The organism is Pedobacter sp., from assembly GCF_965249885.1.
Taxonomy (GTDB): domain Bacteria; phylum Bacteroidota; class Bacteroidia; order Sphingobacteriales; family Sphingobacteriaceae; genus Pedobacter.
The window spans coordinates 212,068-231,943 of sequence record NZ_OZ252254.1 but is presented as its reverse complement, the minus strand read 5'-3'; the positions used below and the strand labels follow the sequence as shown (position 1 = coordinate 231,943).

Here is a 19,876-nt window from a genome sequence, read left to right as displayed (position 1 = left end):
TAGCGGTAGTGGTTCTTGTTATTAATGCATGCGAAATTTGTTCCACGTTAGCCTATGTTTCTTTTCTATTGTTAATGTCGTGTCTATTAGATTTGGTTTGCTGTCGATGTAAAAATTTGTCTTAATTTTTATTGAAAAGTCGCTAATGCTTTCAAGGTCAATAACATTCCTAAAGAAAACATACTTCTTTTGGTCGTAATTGTCAGAATGTGTGATTTCGTAGTGGTCAATATTAAATGCTTCTTCTTTGCTTCCATTGTCCGAAAATAAATATGAGTTTTTGATTTTAATTTTCGAATTGCTTTTGTCAAACAACGTTTGTGAAAAATCTTTTACAGTCAGGATATATGTCCCGTTAGCAGAAGAAAACCAAAAATCAAAGCATTGGTCGTTTTCAGGAAATTCAGTAGGAACTTCGATTTTAACAAGTGCTTTGTCAGTTTGCATTAAAACATATCCGTTTGCAAGTGTCTGGTTTGTCCCAGCAACATAATAATCCGTTTCAATCCAAGGAATTAATGGGAGTTGAGCAAAAAGTCCAATAATCCAAATTACTAACAAGCAAATGATTGTCAGAAAAGTCTTGAATAATATTTTGTGTATTCGTTTCATACCACTACTGCTAACGTTTTCGGGCTTTGCGTTTGGGAGGGTTTCGGATTACCGCACTTGCGGGATTAACCAGCATTGAACCCCGAAAGCTTTCGGGACACAAAGCTCGAAGTTTGCACTTCGGCCCGCCTGACGCAAAGCTCTTGTTAGTGGCTGCCATATTTTTGTCTGCATTGGTTTACGATTGCTGTTGTCAATGAGTCAAATTTTTGTTGGCTCTTAAAGTCATTTCTGTCAACAGTGTCTTTATTGTAAATGTAAAAGTCCGAATAGGTTATTCCCTTTTCTTCGTGATTCGTTGAGTTGACTTCTATCGTCTGTCCAATTGTCCCCGAACCACAAACTAAAACACAAGGTCGTTTTTGAATTCTGTCTTTATAGTGAAGTATTTGCGAAATTTTTGTTCTGTTGCCCAATTCGTCAACTAAATAATAGTTGTAATTAATGTGTCTGTCAAAATCTTCGTTTAAAACCAATATTCCATTTTCGGGGAAAGTCAATGTTTTTATACCATTCGTCTTGTCATAATTACGCCCACAATTTTCTTCGTATACAACTCGTAAATTTCCTTCAAAGTTTTTCGGAATTAAAATTGTCTTTGGTGTCGAATAATTGTAAGCATACAAGAATAAAAAACTTGAAGGAACGTATAAAATTAGCGGAATCAATGTCGTAAGTAATTTTGTCTTAATATTCTGCTTGGAAAGAAAAATCAAAATTGCTCCAATTATGAATGTTGGGATTCCAAAAACTAAAAGATAGAAACTTACAACACAAGCAGTGAAGCTAATGGCAATTAAAGTCAGTCCGATATAATATGCTGTTTGTTTCAATTTGTATCTTTGTTGGTATGTCGTTTTACGGTTGCCGCCAACTTAATTATTCCCCCCCCCCCCCCCATTAAATGGCGTTAATACACCGAAAAATTGATGGCTTTGCGCAATACCAACGTTTTTTATTTTAATAAAATCTTCGGAAATCTGCAGGGTGAACCGAACGCTAATTGTACCTAAGCTAGTAGATTACTTTAACGTTTGCAAATTAAATTGTTGGCGGCCAAAGGAGTTGTATGTTGTGGTTCTTCAAATGTTTAGCTGTATGCTTCCTAATGCACAGCCTTCATTTACTTGCCAATTATTTTCTTCCTGTGGTTTTGTCCCCAATCACGTAAAGCTTTCATCACTTCATATAAAGTTTCTGCATGTGCTGTAACTTGGTATTGCACTGTCGGTGGAAAGGTGTCGTAAACGGTACGGCACACCAGATGATTGGCTTCTAGGTCTTTTAGTTCTTTTGATAGCATTTTGTCACTGATTCCTTCTACCTCTCTCGCAATTTCTTTGAAACGTTTTGCACCACCCGATAACGAAAATAGAATAGGGAGTTTCCAACTGCCGTTCAATGTCTCCATTGCATCTTTAATGGCACGAATGCCTGTCGGATCACATATCATTGTCTTTGTCATAACCGAACAAAATTACATTACTAACCTGAATGTAAGTGCTAACTGTTGGGTTAGCGCTTACCGTTGGTTAGCGAATATAGGTAGTTTTGTAACGTCAAATGAAAAAATTAAAGTAAAACATGAACAAAGACAAAAAAATCTACTGGATAGTAACCATTATTGCAATGGCGTTGATTGTGCTACCTTCATATTTCGCACCACGCGAATATCTAGAGGAAACCATGCGCAGAATGCAATTTCCTAGTTATTTCGGGTTAGAACTGGATATTTTAAAAGTTGTTGGTGCCATAATTATTCTAATTCCTGTAATTCCAACCATGTTCAAAGAATGGTCGTATGTTGGCTTCGGGATATTGCTGCTTTCAGCAAGTTTAGCCCATTTTATTATTGATGGCTGGGCAAAAGGTATTGCACCGTTGGTACCATTTGCAATTCTTTCTGTGTCTTACTATTATTTCAGGAAACTGAATGATGTAAAGTAAAATTCACGATTGTGTTGCCACGATACCATCAGCAATCCAGCATAAACTTTAGATGCAAAAGGTGTCCAGATTGTCGTCTGGACATAGTTACTATTTAACTAGCTCTTGCAGCTCAGCATTTAAATCCTTCTTTTGTTTTTCCGTGTAAAATGCTGAGTTTGCTAATGAGTTTTTAAACGCTTTAATGGTTTCGTCATAGCGCTGTTTTAGCTGTATTTGCGACTGTACGACATATAAATAAGCTTCTGAAAAATTAGGATAGGCCTTTAATAAAATTTTCCAAGCTTCAATAGCTTTATCATATTTCTTGTTGTTAAAGAAATACCAACCTTTCCCGTTTAAAATGCCGAGTGAAAAGTTAAGTTTTGCGCCATAATGAGATAAAATATCTTTGTCGAGTGCTGGTTTAATACTCAAATCTGTTTGATTATTCGAAATGTATTTCGACTGTATGAAGGACCATCTCTCGAATATTTCGTAAAGCGCCGTTTGTATAATTAAACCAGGCGTCGAATTATGGTCTGCTTCTTTAAAATGATATCCCTTCATGTCAAAAAGGGGATTTTGATTGCGCTTTTCAACAGCTTCCATTTTTGCGAAATCATCAGGATAATCATTTCCAATCCCAAAACGGTAGTATTTTTGGTTTGGTAAGGTCATGCCGTTTAGTTTACTTACCGAATCTGTTAGCTCAACATTTTTCTGAGAGAAAAAAGGGCTCATGGAAATAATTCCACTCCAATCGGCTAACCGTGAGTGCACAAGGGAGCTGGTGAAATAACCGTATCTGGAATGTCCAATTAGCAATCGAAATTTAGCAGCTTTGTATTTTCTTTCGGCTAACGGAACCAACTCTTCGAAAATGAATTTTTCATTCTCTAGCGCCTTTCCACCTGAGTCGGAGATTTGATATAGTGTTTCGATGTAGCGGTATTTCTGCTCTGATTCCACACTGATGATAATCGATGAAGGCATTTGTTCGTTGCTGGTCAAATAATCGATGGTTTGCAGGATGTAACTGTTGCTTCGCTTGTTTTGTTTATCAAATACAATAATCAATGGAAATTGATTGCTGGTTTGTTCTTGGAATTCTATGGGAACCAGTATGGAGAGTTTTTTATCAAAACCGAGATGGCTTGACCTGATGGTGGTATCTGTTAATTTTTTATATCGCTCGTAGTTTTGTGCAAATAGGGAAGATGTTGTTAAAACGATGGCTAGAAGAGAGGCTAAATATTTTTTTATCATTGTTTTGGTCTAAATTAACTAAGCCATGTGCTTACGCTAAGCAATATTCTAAAGGAAGGATTGCGCATTAAACATAGCTTGTTTGTTAAGTTGAGAAGTTTTGGATACCATCCAAATGCTGATAGCTAAATTAGGGGATAGCTTTAAGGTATGCAAATCAATTCTTCTAACAATATCGGTTATTAGCTTAATAGCTAATGGTTGTTAATTGAGGATTTGCCTAATCATCAGTTTTTAAAAAAAAGCCGAAAAGCAATTTGCTTCCCGGCTTCTTCATCAATCTATCTGCTACTATTTCTTTTGGTATTTGCTCCATTGCGCTACACCGTCAGGTTCTGCTTTTCTCACTTCTTCGCTTTTGATTTTGCTCATCTCCGCATCAATTTCCTTAGTTTCAGATAGCTCCGCATCTTTTTTCTTATCTGCTTTGCTTAGCCCTTTGGTTTTGCTCACATGGGCTATTGGATCTTCAATGTATTCCCATTCCTTGCCCATGTTTGGCATTTCGCCTTCATTCCATGGCCCCTTAACGCTCTCAGGAGAGGATAGGTTAAAGTATTGCTGTGTAAACCTTGGATCGGCTTGTAAAACTCCCGGAGGGAAATTTGGTTCAACGGTAGATAAAGCGGCTTCAAACATTTTGTAATGCGCTACTTCCCGAGTCATCAAAAAGGAAAGGGTGTCTTTCACATAAGGGTCGTCGGTAAATTTCATCAAATGCTCGTACACCAGTTTCGCTCTCGATTCAGAGGCTAAGTTACTTCTAAGGTCAACCGTTAAATCGCCGTTAGAATGGATGTAAGAGGCACACCACGGAATGCCTTGACTGTTGGCTAGTCGCGGGCCACCAGCACTTAGGATATCAAAATGAGGGTTTGCTTGTAAAGCTTCGTGAATCAACGAATCTCTAGTGCCACGCCCATCCATAGAAGCCATGATTTCTGATTGGTCGGCAGCGTCTTTCAGCTCTCCATTTACGCCTTTCAGCAGCATTTGGATGGTGGCGCCAACAATTTCGAGGTGGCTAAACTCTTCCGTAGCAATATCCATTAGCATGTCATACTTGTCAGGATGTGGCATTTTAGCATTAAAGGCTTGGGTGAAATACTGCATTGCAGCAGCTAATTCTCCGTTTTCGCCTCCAAATTGTTCTAAAAGGATGTTCGCAAAGCGAGGATCTGGCTTAGAAACCCTGGCATTAAATTGTAGATCTTTTACGTGATAAAACATAGTAATTAATTTTATGATTGGTCAAATTGGTTGTGACTTTTGTTTTTCATCATACTATTGGTAGGTGATTAAAAAAGTAACTCGGGGCATGCTTTGTTTCTATTTTCCGCAAAACAGGTATTGTGCATCATAATGTTTCTTGTTTTCGGGGAAACTACCTTTTGTTGTTGCGTGCTATGCGGGTTTTGCCTAAACACCGCCGTGTTCTTAAACAAAAATTGATACCTATTGTATGAAAAGGGTAACTATTGTTTCTGTTCACTTAAAACTTAAATTATGCTAGCAATGGAATACCGCGGCCCATATAGGGTGCGCACAGTGGAAAAGCCCATGCCCAAAATACTGCATCCCGAAGATGCGATTGTAAGAGTAACCCGCACTTGCATTTGCGGTTCAGATTTGCACTTGTACCATGGGATGGTTCCTGATACTCGAGTTGGATCGACCTTTGGACATGAGTTTGTAGGTGTAGTTGAAGAGGTAGGGCCTTTAGTACAAAAGTTGAAAGTGGGCGACCAAGTCTTGGTGCCATTTAACATCGCCTGTGGTAAATGCAACTTTTGTAAGCAAGGCTTGTTCGGTAACTGCCACGAATCTAACCCCATGGCAACTGCAGTTGGCGGTATTTTTGGTTATTCGCACACGGCTGGTGGTTACGATGGCGGTCAGGCAGAGTATGTTCGTGTGCCTTATGCAGATGTGGGTCCAACGGTAATACCACCAGACATGGATCCTGATGATGCGGTGTTGTTAACAGATGTGGTTCCTACAGGTTATCAAGCTGCTGAAATGGGTGGTATTAAGCAAGGTGATACCGTAGTAATTTTTGGTGCTGGTCCCATTGGGATTATGGCCGCCAGATGCGCATGGTTTTTTGGCCCATCAAGGGTGATTATTATTGATCATGTAGATTATCGTTTGGAATTTGCTCGTAATTACGCCTACTGTGAGGCTTATAACTTCAAAGAGATGGATGATCCAGTAGTGTTTTTGAAAAAGACTACGGATTGGTACGGTGCCGATGTATGTATTGACTGTGTGGGTTGCGAAGCAGAAGGTAATACTTTACAGACCTTTAGCGGTCGCATAGCGATGATGCAGGCTGGTGCTGGAACTGCCTTACAATGGGCCATCAATTCCGTTAAAAAAGGAGGGATTGTTTCTATAGTAGGGGTGTACGGACCACCATTTAATTTAATTCCAATTGGTAACGTGCTCAACAAAGGAATTACGATTAGAGCTAATCAGGCTTCGGTAAAACGATTGTTGCCTAAACTAATTGAGCATGTACAACAAGGACGATTAAACCCCAGAGGCTTGATTACGCACAAGGTTCCATTGGAAGAAGTGGCTGACGCCTACCGTCTGTTTTCTTCAAAACTGGATAATTGTATTAAAACCGTTTTAATTCCATCAACTAAAGCTTAACAATATGAAACTTTACGAAAATTATAAAGATATACCGGGTTGGGGGATAGATGCAGATCCAGAAAATGAACCCACTTACCCAATGAAACATTACACCGGAGATGACCATCATCGTTCGGATTACCCAAAATCAGCTCCTCAGCCTAAAGATGTGGAAATATTAATGTCTACAGAACGGCCAAAAATTAGTGCTGTATTTGGTAATACGGTACCACCTAGTGGTTTGAGTGGAAAAATTCGTCGTTATGCTTTTAGCCATAGCGAAGATAGGTATCGGCATTGGTTGCCCTTAATTTTTGCAGATCGAGTTAATGCGGTAGAAGGTATTATCAGCGATATTAAAAAAGGGCATTTTCCCAATATGTTCGCAGAGCGAGGTTGGAAAATGGAATTGAAATACAATACTAAGAACTTTGCCCTAAAAGCGGCCACTACAGCTGCTTTGGGACTCGCTGTATATTGGTTGCTCTGCGGCAAAAAGCGTAAGTAACTGATGTTTTATAGATCAAATAGATTCCTAATGCTCAGGGTCGTCATCCCGGGCTAAGCGACGGATCTACAACTTAGGTAATGTTATGTTAGAAAACTAAATAGATTCCTACTCGAAATTTCGGTCAGATTATCCTCGGATCCACAGCATGGAGAACAATCAAACAGTCGCTTTATAAAAGCAAAAACCCCGAGTGAAGCTCGGGGTTTTGTATGATTAAAGGTTATTGTTCACCTCTGTGTTTTCTGCCAAGAACTGAATTGCCTTTTCCGTAGAAAAAGTAAACGGCAATACCTAATCCCATCCAAAGTGCTAACCTGATCCAAGCTTCAATTGGTAATGAAGACATCAAGTAAACGCATACAACAATACCTAAAATTGGTACCAAAGGTACTAAAGGAGTTCTGAAAGGACGCTCTCTATTAGGATCGGTTTTACGTAAAATCATTACACCAATACAAACTAATGAGAAAGCTAATAACGTACCGATAGATACCATGTGGCCTAAATCTGTTACTGGAACAAAGCCTGCGAATAAACTCACAAACACCATGAAGAACAAGTTAGTTTTCCAAGGTGTTCTGTATTTTGCGTGAATACTTCCAAAGAATTTAGGTAACAAACCATCTTTAGACATCGTATAGAAAACCCTTGATTGGCCCATCAACATTACTAAGATTACTGAGGTGTAACCAGCTAAAATTGCAATGATTAAGCCCATCTGTAGGAAGCTATATCCTGTTACTTTAAATGCTGTTGCTGCTGGAGAAGCATCACCTTTGAAAACTTGGAAAGGTACTAAGCCAGTCATTACGTGAGCAAATAAAATGTATAGCACTGTACAAACTGCTAATGAACCTAAAATACCAATTGGCATTCCTTTTTGAGGATTTTTAGCTTCCTGTGCTGCAGTTGATACAGCATCGAACCCGATAAATGCGAAGAATACCAATGCTGCACCTGAGGCAATACCAGAAATACCAAACTGACCACGTACACCTGTATTTTCAGGGATGTAAGGGTGATGGTAAGCTGGATTGATGAATTTCCATCCTAAGCCGATGAACAACAATACTACCGCTACTTTCACTACTACTAGGAAGTTGTTTAAGCTTGCTGATTCCTTTGTACCACGCATTAACAATAGGGAAAGTAATGATACAATTACTACCGCTGGTAAATTGATACCACCGCCTTCGCCTTCTGCAAAAGTTTTGCTCAGATAGCTAGGCAGTTCAAGTCCGAACTCATGTAGTAACTTGTTGAAATAACCAGACCAAGATACTCCAACTGTGGCAGCACCTAGTGCATATTCTAATACTAAATCCCAGCCAATTACCCAAGCCATAAACTCGCCCATGGTAGCATAAGAATAAGTGTAAGCACTTCCTGCTACAGGAATCATCGAGGCAAATTCGGCGTAACATAATCCTGCGAATGCGCAACCTACAGCTGCTAAAATAAACGATAAAGTTACCGCTGGACCTGCGTGTTCTGCTGCTGCGATACCAGTTAATGAGAATAAACCAGCACCAATAATTGCTCCAATACCCAGTGCTACTAAACTCGTGCTACTTAAAGTACGTTTGAGCGTGCCTTCACCACTTTCTGCCGATTCGGCAACAAGTAAATCAATAGGCTTTTTTAAATTCATAAAATGATTAATTAGTTAGTTAGTCTGTTTTGTTGATTAAAATAACGCACCAAACCTAAAAAAAAATATCTACAATTGAAAAAGGGATTTTTTGCAAAATCCCTTTCCGAAGTAACAATTTAGTGTTTTTCCATTAAGCATGAGCGTTTAACGCTACAACAGCCGTTTTTCTTGGCAACTATTTGATGTTTTCCAAGTTGGTTTAAAGCTGAAGTAGATTGCTCTGCATTGATAGAAATATAAGGTGCGATTACCAACGATACAATAGACATCAACTTAATTAGAATGTTCATCGACGGGCCAGAAGTATCTTTAAATGGATCTCCAACGGTATCACCAGTTACAGATGATTTATGCGGTTCCGATTTTTTGTAATACATCTCACCATTAATTTCTACACCTTTTTCAAATGATTTTTTCGCATTATCCCAAGCGCCACCAGCGTTCGATTGGAAAATTCCCATCAATACGCCTGATACCGTTACGCCTGCTAGCAAACCACCTAATACCTCAGGGCCAAAAATAAAGCCTACAATTACTGGTGTGATCAAAGCAATGGCTCCCGGCAACAGCATTTCGCGAATAGAGGCTTGCGTAGAAATAGCGACACATTTTTCGTATTCTGGTTTGGCTTTGTATTCCATAATGCCAGGAATTTCTCTGAACTGGCGACGTACCTCCTGAACCATGTCCATTGCTGCTTTTCCAACTGCTTGAATACATAGTGCAGAGAATACGAAAGGAATCATTCCGCCCACAAATAATCCAGCTAAAACTGGTGCTTTATAAATGTCAATGGCAGAAATACCTGCTATACCCACAAAGGCAGCAAATAAAGCCAATGAAGTTAAGGCTGCAGATGCGATAGCGAAGCCTTTTCCGGTAGCCGCAGTGGTGTTACCAACCGCATCCAAATTGTCTGTACGCTCACGAACTTCTGGAGGTAATTGACTCATCTCCGCAATACCGCCAGCGTTATCCGCAATTGGACCAAAAGCATCAATCGCTAATTGCATCGCTGTAGTGGCCATCATTCCGGCAGCTGCAATAGCAACACCATATAAGCCCGCAAAATAATACGAAGCCATAATTCCACCAGCTAACACCAAAATAGGAATTACGGTAGATTTCATCCCAACTGAAAGTCCGGCAATAATGTTAGTGGCATGTCCTGTAGACGATTGTTGAATGATAGAATTTACCGGGCCTTTGCCCATTGCAGTGTAATATTCAGTCACGATACTCATAATGGCACCAACTACTAAGCCTACAATAATGGCGTAAAACACATTGATGCTCGAAAATTCGTAACCGCGTAAGCTTAAGTTTTCAGGAAGCATCCATTTTACTAACACAAAAGAAACTACCGCAGTGATGATAATTGACGACCAGTTGCCTAAGTTCAATGCGTTTTGTACGTTAGATTTTTCATCCTTAATGGTTACAAACCAAGTTCCAATAATAGAAGCAATAATGCCTAATCCGCAAATTACCATTGGCAATAAGATAGGCGACATACCACCGAAATTATCAGTAACTACAATTTCTTGTCCCAATACCATAGTTGCTAATATCGTAGCTACATATGATCCGAATAAATCTGCGCCCATTCCTGCTACGTCGCCTACGTTATCACCTACGTTATCACCTACGTTATCTGCAATGGTTGCAGGGTTGCGTACATCATCTTCAGGGATACCAGCCTCAACTTTTCCCACTAAATCAGCTCCTACGTCGGCCGCTTTGGTGTAAATACCGCCGCCCACACGGGCAAATAAAGCAATAGATTCAGCTCCTAATGAAAATCCGGTAAGAACCTCAATCGCAGTTCTCATTTCGTTGCTGTTGGCGTTGATTACGTTGAAATACTTTAAAAATACGATGAACAAGCCGCCCAAGCCTAAAACTGCTAAGCCAGCCACGCCCAAGCCCATCACCGTACCGCCAGTGAAACTCACTTTAAGGGCTTGTTTCAAGCTAGTTCTTGCCGCTTGTGTGGTTCTTACATTGGCTTTAGTAGCTGATTTCATGCCGATATATCCTGCTGTTGCAGAAAACACAGCACCAATAATGAAGGAAATAGAGATGATCCAGCTAGAGTGTATCTCTTTACCATTTACTTCGGTTACCGTACCCGAGTATGCTAGTAGGGCTGCGGCTAAAACGGCGAATATGCCTAAGATTTTCCATTCTGCTTTTAGGAAAGCCATAGCGCCATCTGCAATGTACCCGGCCAGTTCTTGCATATTGGCGTCGCCGGCATCCTGTTTGTTAACCCAGGCGCTTTTTACGGCCATCACCAAAATACCTACCAAGCCAAGTAGGGGAATTACATAAATAAGATTGTTTTGTAAAAAATCCATAGTTCAAATTTATATTTAGTGTTTAGTTGATATTCAACCTACAAGGTAGTAAAAAAGATATTTGATTGTCAAGATATTTTATCAGCTAAAAAATAAAATTGTAACAAATGCGTAGTCAAGTACGGCATATACTCCCGCTGCCACTTCAAAACCCGTTATCGCATCTTTTGAACTTCAATTATTCATCTCTTTTTTTATCTTAGCTAACGATAAACTCAACTAACTCAAACTAAGAATGGAAAATCAACAAGAGGTAAACTCTTCTAAGCGTAAACTGGGACTTTTTGATGGCGTAATGCTTGTAATGGGGTCGATGATAGGTAGCGGTATATTTATCGTAAGTGCCGATATCATGAGGAACCTCGGTTCTGGCTATTGGTTAATTGTAGTGTGGCTCATCACCGCAGTAATGACGGTAGCTGCTGCCATATCCTATGGTGAACTTTCCTCGATGTTTCCAAAAGCAGGTGGGCAATACACTTATTTGAAGGAGATTTTCGGTAGAATGATGGGGTTTTTGTATGGTTGGGGCTTATTTGCGGTAATACAGACCGGTACTATTGCTGCTGTGGCGGTCGCGTTCGGAAAATTTACGGCCTACTTAATTCCTGCTTTAAATGATGCCGACCCGATTTTCCAGAGTGGTGGTTATAAAATTACATGGATACAGATTTTGGCCATTGCCGTCATATTGCTTCTGACATTTATCAATACTAAAGGTGTAGAAGGAGGTAAATTATTGCAAAATGTATTTACAGGTTCAAAAATTGTAGCCTTAATTGGTTTAATCTTGTTAGGCTTTATCTTAGTTAAGCGTAATTTTTGGGCTGATAATATGAGTTTCGGTTGGGGCGCTTTTAAAAATCTAAGTACTGATACCAGCGGCAACTTTCTAAAATCAGGTTGGGAGTCCATTTCTGGTATGGCCATCATGGGCGGTATTGCTGCGGCAATGGTTGGTTCGGTGTTTTCAAGTGTAGCTTGGGAAAATGTAACATTCGTTTCGGGAGAGATAGAAAACCCAAAGAAAAATGTGGTGCGTTCCATGGTGTTGGGTACAAGTGCAGTAATGGTATTGTACTTATTGGTGAATTTCGTATACCTTAATGCGCTTGATAGAGATGCGATTGCATTTGCTGCTAACGACAGGGTAGCGGTTGCAGCCTCCGAGAAGATTTTCGGTAGTGGCGTAGGAACTTATGTAATAGCTATTTTAGTAATGATTTCAACTTTTGGTTGTGTAAACGGTATTGTGTTGGCTGGTGCTAGGGTTTTTCAAACCATGGCTCAAGATGGTATGTTTTTCAAAGCTGCAATACAAAACAATAAAAATGGTGTTCCTGAAAAATCACTTTGGATGCAAGGTATTTGGGCTTCAGTTTTGTGTTTAAGCGGACAATATGGAAATCTGCTGGACATGATTTCTTTTGTAATTGTGCTGTTCTACATGATTACCGTGTTTGGCGTTATTTACCTGCGATTTAAAAAACCGAATTTGGAACGTCCGTACAAAACTTGGTTATATCCCATTACGCCAATTGTTTACCTTTTAATTGGTACCGCATTTTGTGTGCTATTACTTATCTATAAACAACAATATACTTGGCCTGGCCTAATCATTGTACTGCTTGGCTTGCCTATATATTTATTAATCAATAAAAAGCAAGTCGTAGAATAAACCTGCTGCAAACAATATTTAAAGGCGATTGGGTTTGAAACTCAGTCGCCTTTTTTATTGAAAAGCAGTTTCGTTGGTTCTTGTTCTAGACTTTTTGTCATCCATAGCACTGCGAAGGGTCTATTTTACATGTTAGTAGAATTCTTAAGCTCGGAATGAAAAGTCGGCTAGTTAGGCTTAAAATAGTTGCTACTTTTCTAAATCATCTTTATTCGAACTGATTTACTACTGTTTGTTGAAAACTGACTACTGCCAACTTTTTTTCTTATTTTTGCGGCAATGGCTACAGCACTTGATTGGGGAATTAGAGGTTATAACAACTACGGCGCTTATTTGCGCAAACATTACGATGGACAGCGTGTATTTAAAGTAATTGTTGATGGTGGTTTTACTTGCCCTAACCGTGATGGAAGCAAGGGTTACGGCGGTTGTACTTATTGTAATGTAGATTCTTTTACGCCTGAGCTTTCTAGAAAATTGCCTACCATACGCGAACAATTGGTTCAAGGTATGGAACGAGCCGAAAAAAACTACGCTGCCGATAAGTTTATCGTTTATTTTCAGCCCAATACCAATACTTACGCCCCAACGCATTATTTAAAGATGATGTATGATGACGCTTTATCCATCAATAGCGATAAAGTAGTTGGTTTTGCTGTGGGAACTCGCCCCGACTGTATTGACGCAGAAAAGGTGGCGCTATTGGAAAGCTACGCCGATAGGTATGATGTGGATTTGGAAATGGGCATGGAATCTATATATGATGAGACTTTAGAACAAATCAATAGAGGTTGCAGTCACGGAGAATTTGTAGAAGCGGTAAAACTGTTAGATAATACTAAACTTAATCTTTGCGTCCATACCATTTTTGGATTCCCTTGGGAAACTAGAGAGATGATGCATGGCTATATCCACGAAATTAATCGCTTTCCTCAAATCAAATTCGTTAAATTCCACCACCTGCACATTGTTGAGGGCTCAATTATGGGTGTAAAGTATAAAAGGGAGCCTTTCAAGCTATTTAGCTTAGAAGAATACACTGATTTGCTTTGCGAGTTGATTCCTTTGTTACGTCCAGATATCGTCATACAACGACTTTTTGGTATTTCTGATTACGATTTGTTAATTGCTCCAAACTGGGGTAAAAATAAGTCATCTATACAAACCTACATTGATAAGGAAATTGAGCGTAGGGGTATAATTCAAGGGTCGGCTTACAAAGCTTAATTTTTTCTTACGTATAACTGATATTACTGCTTTCTGCGGATAATTTTGATTTATATATCGTTTTTTTTCAACTTTCGGTGAAAATTTAAATGTAACTCAGTATTTTTCTGATTTATCTTGTCTTGAATCTCACTTTTTTAATTTTTGTTAGTGTTATTTTGTTTTTTGTGTAGTATTGATGTTATTTTTTGTTTTGTTTTTTATTTTATATTGTATTTTATTGCTTATTTGTTGATTTATTTTATCAAAAAATAAAAAATTATCAAAGAATTGTTAAAATTATGATGAAAATTTAAATATTATTTGTAATTTAGGTTTAAAATCAAACACTAAAATTTAAATTATGAGTAAAGTTTTATTTAAACAGTGGGCTCCCTTCGCGATTTTAATCGCTTTTGCGGTGGCTGCATTATTTATTCCTTTAACAGCCAACTTTGATGATGGAAAGTACAGCGGTCCTGACGTTGCTTTCATTTTAGTTGCTACCGCCTTGGTATTTTTAATGACACCAGGATTAGCTTTCTTTTATGGAGGTATGGTACATCGTAAAAATGTATTGTCAACCATGATCAAAAGTGTGGTGGCTGCAGGAGTAATTTCTGTGCTATGGGTAGTTCTTTAGTTTGGCCTTCGGCGAATCCATTAACGGTTTAATTGGTAGCCCTAAAACATTTTTCTTCTTTCAAGGAGTAAATTCAGGACCAGCATGGGGCACTATTCCTTTATCGCTATTCGCGATTTTCCAATGTATGTTTGCCATCATTACGCCAGGATTGGTAGTTGGTGCAGTTGCGGAACGTATCCGTTTTACAGCATACATTCTGTTTATCGTGTTATTTGCCATTTTTGTTTATTCGCCTTTGGCGCACTGGACTTGGCATGCAGATGGTATTTTGTTCAAAATGGGTGTTTTAGACTTTGCTGGAGGTACTGTAGTGCATATTTCAGCTGGTATGGCTGCGTTAGCAGGTGCTTTGGTATTGAAACGCAGAAGATCGCACTTGGAACACAAAGAGGTTCCTCCTGCTAATATTCCTTACGTATTAATTGGTACTGGCTTACTTTGGTTCGGTTGGTTCGGTTTCAACGCAGGTTCAGCATTAGGTGCAAATGCCTTAGCAGTATCAGCTTTTGTAACTACTAATGTAGCAGCAGGTTCAGCTGGTTTATCTTGGATGTTTTTTGATGCGGCTAGAGGTAAAAAGCCTTCTGTGCTCGGTTTTTGTATCGGTGCAGTTGTAGGTTTGGTAGCGATTACTCCGGGTGCTGGCTTTGTAAGTATTCCATCCAGTATTTTCATAGGTGTGTTTGCAGCTATTGTATCTAACTTAGTGGTTTCTTGGAAACAAAAAACAGCATTGGATGATACTTTAGACGTGTTCCCTTGTCACGGCGTTGGCGGTATAGTTGGTATGTTGTTAACGGGTGTATTTGCTACAAAAACTGTAAATGGAGCTGGCGTTGATGGCTTGCTTTATGGAAATCCTGAGTTTTTCCTAATACAGTTGAAAGGTATGCTACTTGTAGTAGTATTCAGCTTCGTAGTTTCCTTCGCTATCTTTAAAGTAATTAACCTTATTCTTCCAATTCGCGTAAGCGCTGATGAAGAGGAGGAAGGTTTGGACGCAAGTCAACACAACGAAAAGTACACTCAAGGTACTTTGATCGTATCTGGACAAGAAGTTCCAAATATATAGTCTATACTTTCGCTTAGGCCAAGTTAAAATCATGATGTTAAATTGTTTTGATATATAAATCATCCTCTCTGGTAATTCAACTACCAGAGAGGTGATTAAATGGTTGAGCTCGGATGGGTTGAGCCAGTATCATCAATTTTTTGAATACAGCTTCAGGTGAGAAGCTGGGTGGGTTTGCTTTGATTAAATTTTGCGCTATGCTATATGGTTTTCCTTGTTGGAAAGCTCAATAAATCAATTATTTAACTTTTAATTCTTTGAAAAAATGAAAAATAATATAGCTGCACTATCCCTTCTTTTATTAAGCGCCGCAACAGTTGCCGTTGCACAAGAAAAAGCATCTCCACTTGAAATCTCAGGTTCGGTAGATACCTATTTTAAATATGATTTTAACAAGTCAGAAAATATCAAAACCTATTTTGCCGGGGAACAAAACTCGGTTTCTTTAGGTATGATTGATTTAGCACTCAAAAAAACAACAGGAAAGGCTTCTTTCGTAGGAGAGCTTTCGTTCGGACCAAGAGGTCAATATGAATCTATCCCTGATGCTGCTGGTGGTTATGACGCTACCGCCAATGGTTTCAATATCCAAAATCTATACATTAACTACGCATTTTCAGATAAATTTAGCATGGCAGCAGGATATATGGGCACCTTTGTGGGGTACGAAGTAATTTCTCCAGCTGCAAACTTCAACTATTCAACTTCATACTTATTTGGTTCTGGTCCTTTTCAAAATGCAGGGATCAAAGGGACTTACAGTTTTTCCGATAAAGTTAGTTTGATGTTGGGTTTATTTAACGAATGGAACCAATACCGAGCTTCTAGGGGAGTTTCAAGTTTAGGTGGCCAGTTAATGGTTTCGCCGGTTAAAGGTTGGACTGCTTACATCAATGGTTTGCATGGCTTAGATGGTTACGGCAATTACAGCACCATCTTCGATTTAACCACCGCTTACCAAATTACTGACAAGGTGAAAATTGGCTTAAATGCTGCCGATTTGGACGCAGGTAAAGACAAATTCGGTTATTCTGGTGTTGCACTATATCCTCAATACGCTTTTACGCCGGCAGTAGCTTTGGGTTTAAGGGCCGAGTATTTCACCTATAAAGCAGTAGGCGGAGCACCTAGTGCTAGTGTAACATCGTTTACATTCTCAGGAAACATCAAATCAGGTGGATTAACTTTCATTCCAGAAATTCGCTTTGATAACGATAAAGATTTTAGTCAGGGCTTCTTGAAGAGCAACGGAACTACATTAACAAAGTCTGCTTCTCAGTTTTCATTAGCGGCAGTTTACAGCTTTTAGTACTTGCTTCGGACAAGCAGCTAATCACAACCGCAGGCGCCTCTTTTTTAGGGGCGCCTCATTTTTAAAACCTAATTTTTATGAGGTCACTCAAAATTTTATTAATACTGGTTTCTGTTAGCTTTCAACTCAGAGCGCAAAAAGCTATTGAATTATTAAAGGATGAAACTGGAAAATACACTTATTATGAAGTGGTGGTAACTCAGGTATCTGGTGATAGTTTAATGTTGAGGATGGCAGATTTCGTTGCTAAAAATGGAAAAGAACTACGCATGCAAAGTAGGTCAGCTATCGGAATGGTTGCTTATGGAAAAATGGTGATCCATAAAAGCTTGGCTATCGCTTCGCATCCTACCGGAGAAATCAAATACAATTTCAATTTTGAACATACGACAGGTAAATGTCGTTTTTGGCTAACTGATTTTCAGGTGATCCCATATGCAAAAGACAGGTATGGAAACTTTGTGCCAAGCACTACAATTGCTACTCCACTGGAAAAGGAAGTTGGCAAATCGGGGAAGGAACAATGGGAAGATTATAAGCAGCAAGTAGTTAGTTACGCGACTGACTTTGCTGAACGACTGAAGCTACACTTAGCAAGCTCAGGTAAGGTACTGCCAAAAGTGGAGGAGAAGAAAGTGATTTCTAAGACTTGGTAGGTGATAGGGGTCAGGTATTAGGTATTAGGGGTCAGGTATCAGTTTGTCGCAAGTTTTTAGTAGTAATATTCTATTTGCAAGTCGTGATTGGTGTTTTAAGTTAGTGAGTGCTTAAAGCAACCAAACTGAATACTGATTCCTGTTCACTGATAACTAATCCCTAATCCCTAGAACCTAATTCCTAAATCCTAATCCCTTCAATGCACCATCTTATCCGCACAGGTTGAACTTGCGAAAGCTTCGGGTTTGGCTTTAAAAATAAATCCCATGCTTAAAATATAGCCCATTGCCTCGTTTAATGCTTTATTGGATTTAAACGATGGGTTAGTATTGATATCTGCATGCACCTCCAAGTCAACGTCGTAAATGTCTAATAAATCGCAAATGGAATAGGCCGTTTCAATTGATTTTTGCACTTCCAACAGCATGCGCTCTTTGATGCCCATTTGTTGAGTGGTTTTTTCTTGTGCAATGTACATGAAACCACCATGATGTTCTCTAAGCAACACAATTACAGTAGCAAAATCGATATGGCTTGCTTTAACTTGAGAATCAGTACCGATACAAACTTTAAGTTTAAAGCCGTTTTCAGTTTCACGTAAAATGGCTTTTTCTACTTCTTCTAAAATTGACGAATGAATAACTTCGCCACTAAATTTTTTCCAGGTCATAAGTTATTGATATTAAGAGATAAGTAACCTTAAAGAGGTTGAATAAATTTAACGCCTTATTGTTAAACTTTTGTGAAGTATGTGTTGTTTATTTGCTAACATTAGCTTGTTTATCAACAAGTTGTCTATCCGTTTTGTGTCAGTTCTTGACAAGAGATTGTTTTTTGTATTCGTTTACATCAATTCATAATCCTTAAATAAAAACTACCTTTGTAGTATGGAAGTGCAAAAACTGCTCTCAAACCTTCGCATTAATCAATTAAATGATTTACAAGCTGAAGTAATTGAAAAAGCGAAACTCAAGAAAGACCTGCTTGTATTAGCGCCTACGGGTTCGGGCAAAACTTTGGCTTTTTTGATACCCGTGTTGCAAAAATTGCAGAATAATCAAAAAGGGGTTCAGTGTTTGATTTTGGTGCCTTCCAGGGAGTTGGGACTTCAAATTGAGCAAGTTTTTAAACAAATGGGCTCTGGCTTTAAGGTAACCTGCTGCTATGGCGGGCACTCGGTAAAGCTGGAGCGGCAAAGTCTTACAGAAGCCCCAGCTGTTTTAATCGGAACACCAGGTAGGATTGCCTTCCACATACGTGAATATAACTTTGACCTTAATTCCATTGCTTATTTAGTATTGGACGAATTCGATAAATCCTTGGAATTTGGCTTTGAAGAGGACATGTCGTTTATTATAGGAAGTTTAAAACACTTGAAGCAGCGCTTTCTTATTTCGGCAACTGAAATGCAGCAAATACCTCAGTTTACAGGCTTAAAGGATGAGATTAAAATCAGTTTTTTGTCTGCAGTTGATGTTGTGCCGGATTTAAAATTGATGCGTGTAGATACTGCCGCAGAAGATAAGTTGGAAACACTTTTTAAGTTGATTTGCAGAATAGGCGATCAATCGATGCTCATTTTCTGTAACCACAGGGAGGCGGTAGAGCGCATAAGTGATTTGTTGATAGAAAAAGATTTAGTACACGATATTTTTCACGGTGGGATGGAGCAGGAGGATAGGGAGCGAGCTTTACTGAAATTCAGGAATGGAAGCATCAAAATATTAATCACTACCGATTTGGCTGCGAGAGGCTTGGATATTCCAGAAGTTGGCTACATCATCCACTATCAGTTGCCGCACACCAAAGATGCGTTTGTACACCGTAATGGAAGAACGGCCAGAATGAAGGCTGCCGGCACCGCATATTTGATATTTTCGGAAGGAGAGAAGTTTGCCTATTTAGAAGATACAATAGATACAGAGGAGTTGGGCGATAATTACGCCATACCGCCAGATAGCGAATGGCAAACCATTTATTTAGCTGCAGGTAAAAAAGATAAGGTGAATAAAATAGATATTGTAGGGTTTTTACTAAAGGTAGGTGGCCTAGCAAAAGATGATGTGGGATTAATTGAAGTGAAAGATGTAAGCGCATACGCTGCGGTAAAACGTAAATTAGCACCTCAGTTAGTTAAGCAACTATCAGGACAAAAAATTAAAGGAAGAAAAGTAAAGGTAGAAATAGCGAGTTAGGGATTAGGTATCAGGGATTAGGTATCAGGTATCAGGGATTAGGAGTTAGGTATTAGTTTTAATGACCAATTATCAAATTCCAATTACCATTAACTAAAAACCAAACAACTAAACAACCAAACAACCAACAACCAAAAA

16 protein-coding genes and 1 pseudogene are annotated in these 19,876 nt (G+C 39.0%); 9 read left to right on the top strand and 8 right to left on the bottom strand.

The genetic code is table 11. The features are described 5' to 3' along the window. Positions 1 to 21 precede the first annotated feature (21 nt). The 3 genes from ACY2A0_RS00880 to ACY2A0_RS00870 all read right to left on the bottom strand — a co-directional run bounded on the left by ACY2A0_RS00880 (position 22) and on the right by ACY2A0_RS00870 (position 2,065). A complete protein-coding gene (locus ACY2A0_RS00880) occupies positions 22 to 612 on the bottom strand; it encodes a hypothetical protein (protein ID WP_461787755.1) in 591 nt (196 codons plus the stop codon). A gap of 146 nt (positions 613 to 758) precedes the next feature. Then, on the bottom strand, positions 759 to 1,445 hold the full coding sequence (locus ACY2A0_RS00875) for a DUF6843 domain-containing protein (RefSeq protein WP_461787754.1): 687 nt from the start codon (positions 1,443 to 1,445) through the stop codon (positions 759 to 761). A 290-nt stretch (positions 1,446 to 1,735) separates the two neighbouring features. Continuing rightward, positions 1,736 to 2,065 (bottom strand): winged helix-turn-helix transcriptional regulator, encoded by a 330-nt coding sequence (locus tag ACY2A0_RS00870; RefSeq protein ID WP_461787753.1) that lies wholly within the window; start codon positions 2,063 to 2,065, stop codon positions 1,736 to 1,738. 131 nt (positions 2,066 to 2,196) lie between these two features. On the opposite strand from ACY2A0_RS00870, the gene ACY2A0_RS00865 reads away from it, so the two are divergent. Further along, positions 2,197 to 2,559: a DoxX family protein gene (locus tag ACY2A0_RS00865; protein WP_461787752.1), complete on the top strand. Its 363-nt coding sequence runs from the start codon at positions 2,197 to 2,199 to the stop codon at positions 2,557 to 2,559. A 90-nt stretch (positions 2,560 to 2,649) separates the two neighbouring features. On the opposite strand, the gene ACY2A0_RS00860 is transcribed toward ACY2A0_RS00865, so the two are convergent. Then, complete coding sequence (locus ACY2A0_RS00860) at positions 2,650 to 3,807, bottom strand: alpha/beta hydrolase-fold protein (RefSeq protein ID WP_461787751.1); 1,158 nt, start codon at positions 3,805 to 3,807, stop codon at positions 2,650 to 2,652. Between the two features lie 291 nt (positions 3,808 to 4,098). Continuing rightward, positions 4,099 to 5,037, bottom strand: a complete 939-nt coding sequence (locus ACY2A0_RS00855; RefSeq protein ID WP_461787750.1) for a manganese catalase family protein — start codon at positions 5,035 to 5,037, stop codon at positions 4,099 to 4,101. A gap of 276 nt (positions 5,038 to 5,313) precedes the next feature. Here ACY2A0_RS00855 and ACY2A0_RS00850 point away from each other — a divergent pair, with 276 nt between their 5' ends. Further along, positions 5,314 to 6,465: a zinc-dependent alcohol dehydrogenase gene (locus ACY2A0_RS00850; protein ID WP_461787749.1), complete on the top strand. Its 1,152-nt coding sequence runs from the start codon at positions 5,314 to 5,316 to the stop codon at positions 6,463 to 6,465. Between the two features lie 4 nt (positions 6,466 to 6,469). Then, on the top strand, positions 6,470 to 6,955 hold the full coding sequence (locus ACY2A0_RS00845; RefSeq protein WP_461787748.1) for a hypothetical protein: 486 nt from the start codon (positions 6,470 to 6,472) through the stop codon (positions 6,953 to 6,955). A gap of 223 nt (positions 6,956 to 7,178) precedes the next feature. On the opposite strand, the gene ACY2A0_RS00840 is transcribed toward ACY2A0_RS00845, so the two are convergent. Next, positions 7,179 to 8,609, bottom strand: coding sequence for an amino acid permease (locus ACY2A0_RS00840; RefSeq protein ID WP_461787747.1), 1,431 nt, complete (start codon positions 8,607 to 8,609; stop codon positions 7,179 to 7,181). Positions 8,610 to 8,728: 119 nt separating this feature from the next. Continuing rightward, entirely contained in the window at positions 8,729 to 10,972 is a 2,244-nt protein-coding gene (locus ACY2A0_RS00835) for a sodium-translocating pyrophosphatase (protein ID WP_461791202.1), read from the bottom strand. A gap of 235 nt (positions 10,973 to 11,207) precedes the next feature. Here ACY2A0_RS00835 and ACY2A0_RS00830 point away from each other — a divergent pair, with 235 nt between their 5' ends. From ACY2A0_RS00830 to ACY2A0_RS00810, 5 genes and pseudogenes are all read left to right on the top strand, one after another. Further along, positions 11,208 to 12,650 carry an APC family permease gene (locus ACY2A0_RS00830; protein ID WP_461787745.1) on the top strand — a complete coding sequence of 481 codons (1,443 nt, stop codon included), beginning with the start codon at positions 11,208 to 11,210 and terminating at the stop codon, positions 12,648 to 12,650. A gap of 279 nt (positions 12,651 to 12,929) precedes the next feature. Continuing rightward, positions 12,930 to 13,877 carry a tRNA modification radical SAM protein MnmL/YtqA gene (mnmL, locus tag ACY2A0_RS00825; protein ID WP_461787744.1) on the top strand — a complete coding sequence of 316 codons (948 nt, stop codon included), beginning with the start codon at positions 12,930 to 12,932 and terminating at the stop codon, positions 13,875 to 13,877. A gap of 343 nt (positions 13,878 to 14,220) precedes the next feature. Next, a pseudogene (locus tag ACY2A0_RS00820) lies at positions 14,221 to 15,574 on the top strand (ammonium transporter). Between the two features lie 265 nt (positions 15,575 to 15,839). Continuing rightward, positions 15,840 to 16,883: an outer membrane beta-barrel protein gene (locus ACY2A0_RS00815; protein WP_461787743.1), complete on the top strand. Its 1,044-nt coding sequence runs from the start codon at positions 15,840 to 15,842 to the stop codon at positions 16,881 to 16,883. Positions 16,884 to 16,963: 80 nt separating this feature from the next. Further along, complete coding sequence (locus ACY2A0_RS00810) at positions 16,964 to 17,542, top strand: DUF4468 domain-containing protein (protein ID WP_461787742.1); 579 nt, start codon at positions 16,964 to 16,966, stop codon at positions 17,540 to 17,542. A 197-nt stretch (positions 17,543 to 17,739) separates the two neighbouring features. On the opposite strand, the gene ACY2A0_RS00805 is transcribed toward ACY2A0_RS00810, so the two are convergent. Next, a complete protein-coding gene (locus ACY2A0_RS00805; RefSeq protein ID WP_461787741.1) occupies positions 17,740 to 18,213 on the bottom strand; it encodes a ribonuclease H-like YkuK family protein in 474 nt (157 codons plus the stop codon). Between the two features lie 217 nt (positions 18,214 to 18,430). Here ACY2A0_RS00805 and ACY2A0_RS00800 point away from each other — a divergent pair, with 217 nt between their 5' ends. Beyond that, complete coding sequence (locus ACY2A0_RS00800) at positions 18,431 to 19,738, top strand: DEAD/DEAH box helicase (RefSeq protein WP_461787740.1); 1,308 nt, start codon at positions 18,431 to 18,433, stop codon at positions 19,736 to 19,738. The last annotated feature ends 138 nt before the right edge of the window (positions 19,739 to 19,876 follow it).

Bases quoted from the DNA above. Each gene is read 5' to 3' on its own strand.
- ACY2A0_RS00880 (WP_461787755.1), bottom strand. From the start codon at position 612: ATGAAACGAATACACAAAATATTATTCAAGACTTTTCTGACAATCATT.
- ACY2A0_RS00870 (WP_461787753.1), bottom strand. From the start codon at position 2,065: ATGATATGTGATCCGACAGGCATTCGTGCCATTAAAGATGCAATGGAG.
- ACY2A0_RS00865 (WP_461787752.1), top strand. From the start codon at position 2,197: ATGAACAAAGACAAAAAAATCTACTGGATAGTAACCATTATTGCAATG.
- ACY2A0_RS00860 (WP_461787751.1), bottom strand. From the start codon at position 3,807: ATGATAAAAAAATATTTAGCCTCTCTTCTAGCCATCGTTTTAACAACA.
- ACY2A0_RS00855 (WP_461787750.1), bottom strand. From the start codon at position 5,037: ATGTTTTATCACGTAAAAGATCTACAATTTAATGCCAGGGTTTCTAAG.
- ACY2A0_RS00850 (WP_461787749.1), top strand. From the start codon at position 5,314: ATGCTAGCAATGGAATACCGCGGCCCATATAGGGTGCGCACAGTGGAA.
- ACY2A0_RS00845 (WP_461787748.1), top strand. From the start codon at position 6,470: ATGAAACTTTACGAAAATTATAAAGATATACCGGGTTGGGGGATAGAT.
- ACY2A0_RS00840 (WP_461787747.1), bottom strand. From the start codon at position 8,609: ATGAATTTAAAAAAGCCTATTGATTTACTTGTTGCCGAATCGGCAGAA.
- ACY2A0_RS00835 (WP_461791202.1), bottom strand. From the start codon at position 10,972: ATGGATTTTTTACAAAACAATCTTATTTATGTAATTCCCCTACTTGGC.
- ACY2A0_RS00830 (WP_461787745.1), top strand. From the start codon at position 11,208: ATGGAAAATCAACAAGAGGTAAACTCTTCTAAGCGTAAACTGGGACTT.
- mnmL (WP_461787744.1), top strand. From the start codon at position 12,930: ATGGCTACAGCACTTGATTGGGGAATTAGAGGTTATAACAACTACGGC.
- ACY2A0_RS00815 (WP_461787743.1), top strand. From the start codon at position 15,840: ATGAAAAATAATATAGCTGCACTATCCCTTCTTTTATTAAGCGCCGCA.
- ACY2A0_RS00810 (WP_461787742.1), top strand. From the start codon at position 16,964: ATGAGGTCACTCAAAATTTTATTAATACTGGTTTCTGTTAGCTTTCAA.
- ACY2A0_RS00805 (WP_461787741.1), bottom strand. From the start codon at position 18,213: ATGACCTGGAAAAAATTTAGTGGCGAAGTTATTCATTCGTCAATTTTA.
- ACY2A0_RS00800 (WP_461787740.1), top strand. From the start codon at position 18,431: ATGGAAGTGCAAAAACTGCTCTCAAACCTTCGCATTAATCAATTAAAT.